Raw genomic sequence first — 12,316 nt, forward strand, 5'->3', positions numbered from 1 at the left:
ATTGGGGGACGGTGATGGCTGGGGGGGGGCGGCGCTTCGTTACCGCTGCCTTCCCCAATTGGGCCCCAGCCTTCGCCGGGGTGGTAGCTTTGCGGTGGGGTGGGGCGCTCTCTCAATTAACCAGCGCAGCCATGCATCAAGCCAACGCCGCGTCGACCCCCATCAGTTTCGGGAAGAACCCCTCGTGCGCAGTCCGCAGCGTATCCAGCGCGATCACGTCGTCGCGATCGGGGCGTTCGAAGATCAGGCGCTTGCCGCCAGTGCGGCCCAAGGGCTCGGCCTCGACCTCGGCAGCATGCGCCGCGCCGAGGAAGTCGAGCAGCGCATGGTCTTCGACGGTGACGATGTAGACGCCCTGGTCCTCGGCGAAGAACGCGCGCGCGCAGTCGAACGGCTGCTTGCGGTCGATCATCGCGCCGATCCCGCCGGCCAGCGCCATCTCGGCGAGCGTCACCGCAATGCCGCCGTCGGAAACGTCGTGAACCGCGGTCAGCTGGCCCAGCGCGATCGCCTCGCGGATCAGGTCGCCGACGCGACGCTCGGCGGCGAGATCGACCGGCGGCGGCGGGCCGGCGTCGAGCTGCTCACGGCCGTGGCATTCGCGCAGCCACAAGGACTGGCCGAGATGGCCGCCGCGCGTGCCGACCGCGAGGATGATGTCGCCCGAGCCCTTGAACGCGATCGTCGCATTCTTCTGCCAGTCCGCGAGCAGGCCGATCGCGCCGATCGCCGGCGTCGGCAAAATCGCGGACCCGCCGCCCGTTGCCTTCGATTCATTGTAGAGCGACACGTTGCCCGACACGATCGGGAAATCGAGCGCGATGCAGGCGTCGCTCATGCCTTCGAGGCAGCCGACGATCTGGCCCATGATCTCGGGACGCTGCGGGTTGGCGAAGTTGAGGCAGTTGGTCACCGCGAGCGGCAGCGCGCCGACCGCGGTCAGGTTGCGCCACGCTTCGGCGACCGCCTGCTTGCCGCCCTCGACGGGATCGGCAAAGCAATAGCGCGGCGTACAGTCGGTGGTCATCGCCAGCGCCTTCTGCGTGCCGTGGACGCGGACGACCGCGGCGTCGCCACCGGGGCGCTGCACGGTGTCGGCGCCGACCATGTGGTCGTACTGCTCCCAGATCCAGCGGCGCGAGGCGATGTCCGGCGAGCCCATCAGCGTGAGCAGGTCGGCGGCAATGTCATTGCTGTGCGGCGCGTTTTCGAGCGGCGCGGGCTTCGGAGTCGGCACATGCGGGCGATCGTACAGTGGTGCTTCGTCAGCCAAAGGCCCGAGCGGGATGTCGCAGACGGTCTCACCCTTGAACGTCAGCACCATCCGGCCGGTGTCGGTGACGCGGCCGATCACCGCGAAATCTAGCTCCCATTTCTTGAAAATCGCCTCGGCCTCGGCTTCGCGGCCGGGTTTCAGGACCATGAGCATGCGCTCCTGCGATTCGGAGAGCATCATCTCGTACGGCGTCATGCCGGTCTCGCGCTGCGGCACGTCGTCCATCGTCAGCTCGATGCCGACGCCACCCTTCGACGCCATCTCGACCGCGGACGAGGTGAGGCCGGCGGCACCCATGTCCTGGATCGCGACGATCACGTCGGTCGCCATCAGTTCGAGGCAGGCCTCGATCAGCAGCTTCTCCGTGAAGGGATCGCCGACCTGGACGGTTGGACGCTTGGCGTCCGAATCCTCGCCAAAGTCCGCGCTCGCCATCGTCGCGCCGTGGATGCCGTCGCGGCCGGTCTTGCTGCCGACATAGACGATCGGATTGCCGATGCCGCTGGCGGCCGAATAGAAGATCTTGTCCTGGTCGGCGATGCCGACGGTCATCGCGTTGACCAGGATGTTGCCGTCATAGGCCGCGTGGAAGTTCACTTCGCCGCCGACGGTCGGCACGCCGACGCAATTGCCGTAGCCGCCGATGCCGTGGACGACGCCCGAGATCAGGTGGCGCATCTTGGGGTGGTCGGGCCGGCCGAAGCGCAGCGCGTTGAGGTTGGCGATCGGCCGCGCGCCCATCGTGAAGACGTCGCGCAGGATGCCGCCGACGCCGGTCGCCGCACCCTGGTACGGCTCGATGTACGACGGGTGGTTGTGGCTCTCCATCTTGAAGATCGCCGCCTGGTTGTCGCCGATATCGACGACGCCCGCATTCTCGCCCGGACCGCAGATGACGCGCGGACCCTTGGTGGGCAGCTTCATCAGGTGGATCTTGCTGGATTTATAGCTGCAATGCTCGGACCACATGACCGAGAAGATGCCGAGCTCGACCATGTTCGGCTCGCGGCCGATCGCGCGAAGGACGCGCTCATATTCTTCGGGGGACAGGCCGTGGTCGGCGACGATCTGCGGTGTGATCTCGGTCATGGGGCGGGCTTTAGCGGGGTGGGACGCATCCGTCACCTGTGCGAACCACGACAATGTGGTTTGGGACCGTAATTGCGCCGCTTATGGTTATGGCTTGGCGGCGCGCAACGTTTCGTTGATCCGCGACTGCCAGCCGGGCCCGCTCGCGCGAAACCTTTCGAGCACGTCGTTGTCTAGCCGTAGGGAGACGAGCGACTTGCCAGAGGTGACGGAGCCCTTCGGCCTACCGCGCGGCTTGCTGCCGTTCGGAAAGGCCGCTGCCAATTCCGGGAAGTCTGCGATCGGCCGCGACCGCGCGAAATCGGCTTCGGTCAATTCGGGATTGTCGTGTTCGAACGCGACCTTGCGGGTATCACCAGCCATGACGGCGCAACTCCTTCGCATGGGCGTGGCGCAGATTGGTTTAAACGAAAGCGTCGTCCGTTGCGATGGACAGCGTTGGCCTTCTCAAAATCCCGTCATCCTGACGAAAGTCAGGATCCAGGGTAACCGAGTGCGGAGCCTTGTGGCTCTGGATCCTGACTTTCGTCAGGATGACGGTTGGGGTGAGAGTGGCGCGGTGAATGAGCGACCATAGGCCAGAACCGCGGTTTGCGACGCCCTCCCGATCGCCGTATCAACCGTAAGGCGGCTGCGTGTACCCCTTCGGGCTCAGCGTGAAGATGTCGCAGCCCGTCTCCGTAATCCCGATCGAATGCTCGAACTGCGCAGACAGTGAGCGGTCTCGCGTGACCGCCGTCCAGCCGTCGTCGAGCAGCTTCACATCGGGGCGACCAATGTTGATCATCGGCTCGATCGTGAAGATCATGCCCGGCCGCAGCTCGGGGCCGGTGCCGGGCTTGCCGACATGGACGACTTCGGGGGCGTCGTGGAACAGCCGGCCGACGCCGTGGCCGCAGAAATCGCGGACCACGCCGTAGCGGTGCTTCTCGGCGTGGCGCTGGATCGCGTTGGCGACGTCGCCCATGCGGTTGCCAGGCTTGGCGTGCTCGATGCCGATCATCAGGCATTCGTAGGTGACTTCGACGAGGCGGCGCGCCTTGATAGGCACGTCGCCGATCAGGTACATCCGACTCGTGTCGCCGTGCCAGCCGTCGAGCAGGGGCGTGACGTCGACGTTGACGATATCACCCGATTTCAGCGTCTTCTCGCTCGGGATGCCGTGGCAGACGACATGGTTGATCGAGATGCAGACGCTGTGCGTGTAACCGCGATAGCCGAGCGTCGCGGGCACGCCGCCGCCTGCAATAATGAAGTCGTAGATCAGCCGGTCGATCTCGGCGGTGGTCACGCCCGGCACCATGTGCGGCACGATCATATCGAGCGTCTCGGCCGCGAGGCGACCCGCCTTCATCATGCCTTCGAAGGCGGCGGGGCCGTGGAGCTTGATGGCGCCGGTGCGCGCGTCGGGCTGGTCCGAGGTGACGGTTACATATTCGGTCATGTCGCGCGATATAGCGTGGCGGCGGCGGTTTTGCGAGGCTATGCGAGGGGCATGGTAGAGGAACGCATCTGGACGGCCGCGCTGACGATCATCGGCGACGAGATCCTGTCGGGCCGCACGCAAGACAAGAACGTCGCGCAGATCGCGGCCTGGCTCAACGTGCAGGGCATCCGCCTCGCCGAAGTGCGCGTGGTCGCCGACAAGACCGAGGCGATCGTCGAGGCGGTCAACATCCTGCGCCAACGCAACGACTATCTGTTCACGACCGGCGGGATCGGGCCGACTCACGACGACATCACGGTCGATGCGATCGCCGAGGCGCTGGGCGTCGCGGTCGAGCATCATCCGCGTGCGATGGCGGTGCTGGAGGCGTATTACGCGACGCGCGGCGGGCTGACCGAAGCGCGGGCGCGGATGGCGCGGGTGCCGGTCGGGGCAGACCTGATCGACAACAAGGTGTCGGGCGCGCCGGGGATCCGGATCGGTAACGTCTTCATCATGGCGGGCGTGCCGCACATTACGGCGGGGATGCTCGACGCGCTGACGGGCACGCTCGAGGGCGGGCGCCCGGTGGTGTCGAAGACGATCGGCTGCTGGGTCGCGGAGAGCGAGGTCGCCGACCTGTTGCGCGATGCCGAGAAGACTCACGAAGGCGTGGCGATCGGAAGCTATCCGTTCTTCCGCGACGGCAAGACGGGTGCGAACTTCGTGGTGCGGAGTTCGGACGAAGCGCTGGTCGATCGCTGCCTCGCGGACCTGACGCGCGATCTCGAAGCCACCGGGCGAACCGTCACGGCGCAGGGTATCTAGGCTTTTTAATTATCCTCTCCCGCCAAGGGGGAGGTGGCGCGTAGCGACGGAAGGGGAGGAGGTGCCGACCTCTGTTGCGTGTCCACCCCCTCCGTCTGGCAAGCGCCAGCCACCTCCCCCTGGCGGGGGAGGGTGAGGAACCGCCGCTTCACGCCCCCCACTCCGGGCCTTCGGGATCGGGATAGAACGCGTCCGGATCGAATGGCGCGACGCGACTGCTTGAGCGTGCCGCCAGTTCGCCCTCCGCCAGATCGGGCAAGGTCGGCGCGCCGCCGCCGAAGCGGATGCGGACATAGCCCATGCTACCGAGCAGCGCCTGGAACACCGCGACATGCTCCTCCTGCTGCATTCGCCGCCCGATCAGCGGCGCGCGCTCGGCGGAAACATAGCCCATCTGCACACCCCTCGTGCTGAATACGGCGATGGCATTGGCGTCATGCGGGTTCTTCGGCTCGCGGCGCAGCGCGACGGGCTCGCCTGGCGCGCAGAGCAGGAGTTCCATCCGCCGGTTGCTCTTGCTGCGGTCGGGGTTGGGAAAGTCGATGCCGACCACGCTGAGCGTCAATTCGTCCATGCCGCTGACCTTTCGATTGCATGCAGGCGGTGGCGGATTGCCGCGTTCCTTAGGCGCAATGATTCGGACGGCCAAGCCTATCCCGCAAGGCCCCAGGCAGCAGGCAAAAAAATAGCGGCCCGAAGACCGCTATTTCCTTCAACGAAGTCGTTAGACTTAGTTGCTGTCCGAATCGTCGTCGTTGTCTGCAACGATGACGATCCCGGCGACGACTGCTGCCGCTGCCAGAACTGCGACGATGATGCCGCCGCCGGCCAGCTCGTTCTTGTCAGCCGAAACCGAACCCGAACGAACCGACTTTGCAACCGACAGATTTGCCGGTGCTGCCATGGCCGGAGCAACTGCCATCGTGGCTGCTGCTGCGGTCAGGATGTACTTCCCAAGACGCATGATGAACTCCCTTTGTGCTCGTCACGTCGCACTTGGCACGAAACCAATTGCGAGGCAACCGAGGTAACCGGTACGAAACCGAAGTGTTCCGCACTGTTGCGGCAGTGCAACACGCATCTGCCTCCTGCTATCCATAGCGGCTGGCAGGCGTTTGAGAAAGGCTAGTTTCGCGGCAAAACCGATAAGACCCTTACCAAAAATCGCGGCTATCTCGCGGGATGCTCGAGGGCCGGATCCGACCTGTCCGAGCCGTTCGTCTGCAAGTGCCAGACATCGCCGCCTTCCAATCCCAACGCGGTAAGCTTGCCCGATGCGTACGCACCGGTATCCACGCCGATGCGATGGTTGCGATGCTCGACCTCGTCCGTCATCGTATGACCGTGGACGATGGTTTTCTCGAGCTTGTTGCGATGGTCGAGAAATGGATCACGAATCCATCGAAGATCGGAGGAGCGCTGCCGATCCAGCGGCGCGTCCGGTCGAACCCCTGCATGGACGAACGCATAGTCGCCTATGACGATCATGTCCTCGAACGCGCTGATGAATGCGCGGTGCTCCTGAGGGACAAGTTCCGCCAGGCGATGGACGAGTTCCTCATAGTCCAAGCGCTCATATTCGGTCGCGTCCATCCCATAGCTCAGGATGGTCTCCCGCCCGCCGATCCGGCAGAACAGACGGAGCGCCTTTGGCTCGCCGTCGAGCGCGCCCAGGAAAATCTCCTCGTGATTGCCGAGCAGAAAACGGACGGTGCCGCGGGTTTTGGAAAGGTCGATCAACCGATCGATGACGGCGGCGGAAGCCGGACCGCGATCGACGATATCGCCTAGGAAGATCAGCGTCGTCTCGGCGGGCCCGCGTTGGGCATCGTCCGCATCGATCAGCGCGATCAGTTCATCGAGCAGTTCGACACAGCCATGAATGTCCCCGACGGCATAGACCCGCTGCCCTTCCGGCACGACAGACGTGGAGGCCTTGGAAGCGGTACGGGACTTGAAAAGCTTGGAGATCATGGTGCCAACAATGTGTGGAGGCCGGTATCGAACGGCAATACCGTAGAGACGCGGCGCATACGGGGTAAAGCGGCGGGTCGCAATGTACGCGTGTCGATCTGCCGGCCCTTGCGCTGCGAAGCGCATGACGTGCCGATCGAACAGGTCTAATGCCCGTGGATGACCCTCATCGCCCGACTGCTGCCGCTTCTCCTGCTGACCGCTGCGGCCCCTGCCAAGGATGCGGCCCCTGCACCGGGGTTCTTCGAGGCGCTGCGGGCAGCCGATTTGCGCCTGGCGACGATCGCGTATCGCCTCACGACGGCCAACGCGCCGTTGTGCGACAGGCTTCAGCCGCAGGTTGGGATGCCGATCCATGCGCTGACCCAATATGGTCCTGGCACCCGCGATGCGGCGGCGGCGGCATTCGGGTTCGAATCGCTGATCGGCGTGGAGGGCGTGGTGGCTGGCGGGCCTGCGGATCGTGCCGGGGTCGTCGCGAACGACTCGCTGGTAGCGATCGGCGATCTCGCCTTGCCGGGATTGCCGGCGGCGAACGTGCCGGAAAACGCAGCGAGCCGGGATGTTGCGGAGGCGGCGATCGCCGACACCCCGCTGCGCCAGGCACTGCGGCTGACCGTGCTGCGGAAAGGTCAGCGGCAATCGATCGCCGTAATGCCGGTAACGGGCTGCCGATCGCGGTTCGAAATCCTGCTCGGCAGTGGTCTCGATGCCAGCGCGGACGGGTCGGTGGTACAGATCGGCGAGCGTTTCTTCGATGGCTATACCGATGCCGAGATCGCGGTCGTCGTGTCGCATGAACTCGCGCACAATATCCTGCGCCACCGGGCCCGCCTCGACGCGGCGAAGATCAATCGCGGGTTGCTGGCAGAGCTTGGCCGCAATGGCCGGCTGATCCGCGAGACCGAGGACCAGGCCGATCTGCTTGGAATTTATCTCCTCGCCAACGCTGGTTACGACCCGATGTCGGCACCCAGTTTCTGGCGGAGCAAGGGTGGCATGGTCGACGGCGGACTATTCCGAAGCCGTACGCACGCGTCGTCCAAGGCGCGTGCAGACACGCTCGAAGCCGTCGCGCGGTCGATCGCGGCGAACCCGGTCCGGCCGATCATCCCGCCGGTTGTCGCGACGCGGGACGTGCCGTTGCGCTGACGGAGGGTCGCGGTTGGTCGGGCCAGATTCCGCGTGTGTCGAGCACCGCCTTGTCGACGCGCTCCTCAAGCGGAATCGATTTGAAAACGTCATGGTCGACCAGAACGACCATGATCGGGCAGGTTTCGATTGCGGTGTCGACGTCGATCAGCGTCGCGCCGGTGTCCGCCAGGGCTGCGGGCAACGTTCGGGCATAGGGCTCTACGATCCGTACGCGGTCGCCAAAAGCGCGGGCGACGGCTTGCGCAACCTTTAGCGCGGGGCTTTCGCGGAAATCGTCGATGTTGGCCTTGAACGCCAGGCCCAGGCAGGCGACCTTTGCATCCGGCATCGATTCGACCAGCGCGGCTACCTGCGCGATGACGTGGTCGGTCTTGCCGTCGTTCACTTCGCGCGCGGTTCGGATCAGCGGTGTCTGGTCGGGCGCCGCATGGACGAGGAACCAGGGGTCGACCGCTATGCAGTGCCCGCCGACGCCCGGCCCTGGCTGAAGGATGTTCACGCGCGGATGGCGATTGGCGAGGCGGATCACCTCCCACACATCGACCCCCATCGTGTCCGCGATCAGTGACAATTCGTTTGCGAACGCGATGTTGACGTCTCGAAACGCGTTCTCGGTCAGCTTCGTCATTTCCGCCGCCCGTGCCGTCGTCGTAACGCAGGCGCCGCGGACGAACCGGCGGTAGAAGGTTAGGGCCTTGCGCGCGCATCGTGGCGTGATCCCACCGATGACGCGGTCATTGTCTATCAGTTCGACCAGAATGCGACCGGGCAGGACGCGTTCGGGACAATAGGCGATCGCAATGTCCGCCTGTTCGCCGGTCCGGCCGTGCACGCGGATATCGGGGCGCAGCGTCGCCAGCAGATCGCGGACCTGTTCGGTGGTGCCGACCGGCGAAGTCGATTCGAGAATGATCGTATCGCCGGGTTTCAGCACGCCGGCGATCGTCGTCGCCGCGTCCAGGACATAGCCGATGTCGGGCGCGTGATTGTCGTCGAACGGCGTCGGCACCGCGATGACGAACACGTCCGCAGGCTCGATCGTCATCGACGCGCGCAGCGTGCCGCGGGCGACCACGCCCGAGACAAGCCCGTCGAGGTCGACTTCTTCGATATGCACGCGTCCCGAGTTGATCGTCTCGACCACCGATTCGGTCACGTCCACGCCGAGTACGCGCGCACCGGTGCGCGCGATCACCGCGGCGGTCGGCAGCCCGATATAGCCCAGGCCCATGACGACGACGGTGAGTTCAGTCTCGGTCAGCATGTTTGGCGTTTCCCTTTGCGGTCTCGGGTGCGGTGGTGGCGATGGTGCCGAGACCGACGAAGTCGGTGACGATGGCGGCGATGCGTGCGGCTGCTTGGCCGTCGCCGAACGGGTTATGCGCGCGCGCCATCGCCGAGTAGGCGACAGGATCGTCGAGCAGGGTGAAGATTTCGGAAACGATCCGGGCCTCGTCGGTCCCGATCAACCGGGCGGTACCGGCGGCCACGCCTTCGGGGCGCTCGGTCGTCTCACGCATCACCAGCACCGGCTTGCCGAGCGCCGGCGCCTCTTCCTGCACGCCGCCAGAATCGGTCAGGACGATATCGGCCATGCTCAGCGCCCGGACGAAATGCGGGTAGTCGAGCGGCTCGATCCGCGCGACGTTGCCGCGATCGCCGAGGATCGCGTCCATGACCGATACGACGTTGGGATTGGGATGGACGGGAAACAGGACGGCGACATCGTCGCGTTCCGCTATGCGTCCGATCGCGCGTGCGATCGACGCCATGCCGTCGCCGAAATTCTCGCGGCGGTGCGTCGTGACCAGGATGATCCGCTTACCTGCGAACCGCGTGGCGATCTCGTCGAGCCCGGCGGCGAGCGAGGGGTCCGCGGCGACCTTGGCGCTGGTCCAGTGCAGCGCGTCGATCACGGTATTGCCGGTGACGTGGATCAGGTCGGCCGGAATCGTCTCGCGACGCAGGGCGTCTGCCGACGTTTCGGTCGGCGCCAGATGCAGCGCGGCGATCGGCGCCACGATTCGGCGGTTCACCTCTTCGGGCCAGGGATGATAGATGTCGCCCGATCGCAATCCGGCCTCGACATGGGCGACCGGGACCTTCCGGTAATAGGCGGCGAGCGCGCCGGTCATCGCGGTGGCGGTGTCGCCCTGGACGATGACCAGATCGGGTCGCTCGGCATCCATCACTTCGCCCAGCCCGGTGAGCAGGCGGGCCGTCAGGCGGTCCAGGGTCTGGCCCGGTTCCATCAGGTCGAGGTCGATATCGGGCGTTATGTCGGCGATCGCCAGCACCTGATCCAGCAACCCCCGGTGCTGCGCGGTGACGCACGTCCGCACCGCAAGTCCCGGAATTTCGGCCAGGGCGCGGATGACGGGAAAGAGTTTGATCGCTTCGGGACGCGTCCCGAAAATTACGAGTATCTTTGACATGGAACCTTCCTAACCCACCGCGTTTAATGACGCGCTAACCGGCTACGACGTTTCCTCGATCGGGCGGTCCGATTTGCACGGGACCGTAACGATCGGTAATTGGTGGCTGGAGTGTTGATGCAAAGATATCACTGGAGATCCGAATGACCATAAAGCCATTGCGCAAGGCTGTGTTTCCGGTCGCGGGACTCGGTACCCGCTTCCTGCCTGCCACCAAGTCGATGCCGAAGGAAATGCTCACCGTCGTCGACAAGCCCTTGATTCAATACGCCGTCGAGGAAGCCCTGGAGGCGGGGATCGAGCAGATCATCTTCGTGACCGGGCGCGGCAAGGGCGCGCTCGAGGATCATTTCGATATCTCGTACGAGCTCGAGGCGACGATGCGCGCGCGCGGCAAGTCGCTCGATGCGATCAGCCATATCCGCATGAAACCGGGTTCGCCGGTCTATGTCCGCCAGCAAGAACCGCTCGGCCTCGGCCACGCCGTATGGTGCGCGCGCGAGATCGTCGGCGACGAGCCGTTCGCGGTATTGCTGCCGGACGAACTCATGGTCGGCAAGCCCGGCTTCATGAAGCAGATGGTCGAAGCGTATAACCAGGTCGGCGGCAACGTCATCGGCGCGCTCGAAGTGCCCGATTCGGAGACCGGCAAATACGGCATCATCTCGCCGGGCGCGATCGACGGGCGCCTGACCGAAGTCACCGCACTGATCGAGAAACCCAAGCGCGGCACCGCACCGTCGAACCTGATGATCCCGGGCCGCTACATCCTCCAGCCCGAGGTTATGCGAATCCTGGAGACGCAGGAGAAGGGCGCCGGCGGCGAGATCCAGCTGACCGACGCGATGGCGCAGCTGATCGGCAACCAGCCGTTCCACGGCTTCACCTTCGATGGCCAGCGCTATGACTGCGGCGACAAGGCTGGGTACATCCAGGCAAATCTGGCGATCGCCCTGTCGCGCGACGACATCGGTCCGGCCGTGCGGCAGTTTGCCGAGCGTCTGCTGGCGAACTGATCGGCGGCTCACGACGGATATAGCGTCCCTCATCAGCAGGGGGGCCGCTGCGAAGAGCGGGGCGGCACCGGCAAGGTGCCGCCCTCAGGCGCTATCCGTTATGTCTACTTCTGCGCCACCACCACGCTGGTGTTCGGGATCGCCGTCTGCGCCAGGTCGGTCTTCGGCATGTTGAGCCCTGCGACGCTCCACTGCGTTGCGGTCCGGCACGTCGTTTTCCGAAGATGACTGCCGGTGACGGCGGGATCGGTGACGCAATATTTCTGCGTCTTCGCATCGTATTTGAGTTTCGTCGTCGGCTGCGTCTCGGCAGCGAGGCTCGGCGCAGCGGTGACGAGAACGGCGGCGGCGATGAAGCTGTTCAGGATGAGCGATGGCATGATGGCGTCCTTCGGATCGTTGGTGGCGTAACCCGATTGGGCTACGCAACGACCGATGCATTGAGTGTGCCAGTTTAATAATACAGCGCTACACCTGGGACAAGCTACTCAGCTTCTTGCGTATTTTTCCGCGCACCGCCGTGTCGATGGAATGCATGATCCGGACGTCGCACCATCATCTGGCACGAGATACAGGATATTGGCGCGTTTAGCGCTCCAACAACCGCGGCATGAGTTCGACGAAGTTGCAGGGCCGATGGCGGCTGTCGAGCTGATCGCGCAGGATCCCGTCCCAGCCATCCTTCACCGCCCCGGTCGAGCCCGGCAGCGCGAAGATGTACGTCCCCTTCGACACGCACGCGCACGCGCGCGACTGCACCGTCGACGTCCCGATCGTCTGGTAGCTGAGCATGCGGAAGAGCTCGCCGAAGCCCGGAATCATCTTGTCGGCGACCTGTTCGATCGCTTCGGGGGTCACATCGCGCCCCGTCACGCCCGTGCCACCAGTGGTGATGATGCAATCGACCGCCGGATCGCCGATCCACGCATGCAGCCGCGAGGCGATCGTCTCGACATCGTCCTTCTCGATCCGGCGATCGGCGAGCACATGCCCCGCCTCGGTCAGTCGCGCGACGAGCGTGTCGCCCGAGCGATCCTCGGCCAGCCCGCGCGTGTCCGACACCGTCAGCACGGCAATCCGCACCGGCAGGAAAATCCGGCTTTCGTCGATCGGCATG

The 12,316-nt window shown here is 64.9% G+C and carries 13 protein-coding genes; 3 read left to right on the forward strand and 10 right to left on the reverse strand.

Translation table 11 applies throughout. From position 1 onward, the window contains the following. Positions 1-136: 136 nt before the first annotated feature. From purL to map, 3 genes are all read right to left on the reverse strand, one after another. Positions 137-2,365, reverse strand: coding sequence for a phosphoribosylformylglycinamidine synthase subunit PurL (purL, locus tag U1737_RS14485; protein WP_332797252.1), 2,229 nt, complete (start codon positions 2,363-2,365; stop codon positions 137-139). A gap of 87 nt (positions 2,366-2,452) precedes the next feature. Beyond that, a complete protein-coding gene (locus U1737_RS14490; protein ID WP_248523166.1) occupies positions 2,453-2,728 on the reverse strand; it encodes a BrnA antitoxin family protein in 276 nt (91 codons plus the stop codon). A gap of 253 nt (positions 2,729-2,981) precedes the next feature. Next, positions 2,982-3,809 carry a type I methionyl aminopeptidase gene (map, locus tag U1737_RS14495; protein WP_248523168.1) on the reverse strand — a complete coding sequence of 276 codons (828 nt, stop codon included), beginning with the start codon at positions 3,807-3,809 and terminating at the stop codon, positions 2,982-2,984. A gap of 51 nt (positions 3,810-3,860) precedes the next feature. Between map and U1737_RS14500 the strand changes: the two genes are divergently transcribed. Next, on the forward strand, positions 3,861-4,619 hold the full coding sequence (locus tag U1737_RS14500; protein WP_248523170.1) for a competence/damage-inducible protein A: 759 nt from the start codon (positions 3,861-3,863) through the stop codon (positions 4,617-4,619). Positions 4,620-4,767: 148 nt separating this feature from the next. Here U1737_RS14500 and U1737_RS14505 read toward each other — a convergent pair whose 3' ends face one another. From U1737_RS14505 to U1737_RS14515, 3 genes are all read right to left on the reverse strand, one after another. Further along, positions 4,768-5,193, reverse strand: a complete 426-nt coding sequence (locus U1737_RS14505; RefSeq protein WP_332797253.1) for an HIRAN domain-containing protein — start codon at positions 5,191-5,193, stop codon at positions 4,768-4,770. A 156-nt stretch (positions 5,194-5,349) separates the two neighbouring features. Continuing rightward, a complete protein-coding gene (locus U1737_RS14510; protein ID WP_248523174.1) occupies positions 5,350-5,583 on the reverse strand; it encodes a hypothetical protein in 234 nt (77 codons plus the stop codon). Between the two features lie 206 nt (positions 5,584-5,789). Continuing rightward, positions 5,790-6,719, reverse strand: coding sequence for a metallophosphoesterase family protein (locus tag U1737_RS14515; RefSeq protein ID WP_332797254.1), 930 nt, complete (start codon positions 6,717-6,719; stop codon positions 5,790-5,792). 33 nt (positions 6,720-6,752) lie between these two features. On the opposite strand from U1737_RS14515, the gene U1737_RS14520 reads away from it, so the two are divergent. Then, positions 6,753-7,745 carry a M48 family metallopeptidase gene (locus tag U1737_RS14520; protein ID WP_332797255.1) on the forward strand — a complete coding sequence of 331 codons (993 nt, stop codon included), beginning with the start codon at positions 6,753-6,755 and terminating at the stop codon, positions 7,743-7,745. Here U1737_RS14520 and wecC read toward each other — a convergent pair. Both wecC and wecB read right to left on the reverse strand, forming a co-directional pair. Further along, positions 7,702-9,012, reverse strand: coding sequence for a UDP-N-acetyl-D-mannosamine dehydrogenase (wecC, locus tag U1737_RS14525; RefSeq protein WP_332797256.1), 1,311 nt, complete (start codon positions 9,010-9,012; stop codon positions 7,702-7,704). The two genes, U1737_RS14520 and wecC, sit on opposite strands and share 44 nt — an antisense overlap. Then, positions 8,996-10,183 carry a non-hydrolyzing UDP-N-acetylglucosamine 2-epimerase gene (gene wecB, locus U1737_RS14530; RefSeq protein ID WP_248523179.1) on the reverse strand — a complete coding sequence of 396 codons (1,188 nt, stop codon included), beginning with the start codon at positions 10,181-10,183 and terminating at the stop codon, positions 8,996-8,998. The genes wecC and wecB overlap by 17 nt, the downstream gene beginning before the upstream one ends. 143 nt (positions 10,184-10,326) lie before the next feature. On the opposite strand from wecB, the gene galU reads away from it, so the two are divergent. Next, positions 10,327-11,199 carry a UTP--glucose-1-phosphate uridylyltransferase GalU gene (gene galU, locus U1737_RS14535; RefSeq protein ID WP_332797257.1) on the forward strand — a complete coding sequence of 291 codons (873 nt, stop codon included), beginning with the start codon at positions 10,327-10,329 and terminating at the stop codon, positions 11,197-11,199. A gap of 104 nt (positions 11,200-11,303) precedes the next feature. Here galU and U1737_RS14540 read toward each other — a convergent pair whose 3' ends face one another. Continuing rightward, entirely contained in the window at positions 11,304-11,579 is a 276-nt protein-coding gene (locus U1737_RS14540) for a hypothetical protein (RefSeq protein WP_248523190.1), read from the reverse strand. A 208-nt stretch (positions 11,580-11,787) separates the two neighbouring features. Beyond that, entirely contained in the window at positions 11,788-12,315 is a 528-nt protein-coding gene (gene moaB, locus U1737_RS14545) for a molybdenum cofactor biosynthesis protein B (RefSeq protein ID WP_332797258.1), read from the reverse strand. Position 12,316: the final 1 nt, after the last annotated feature.

Source organism: Sphingomonas fucosidasi (genome assembly GCF_036663855.1).
Classification (GTDB): Bacteria; Pseudomonadota; Alphaproteobacteria; order Sphingomonadales; family Sphingomonadaceae; genus Sphingomonas; species Sphingomonas faeni_B.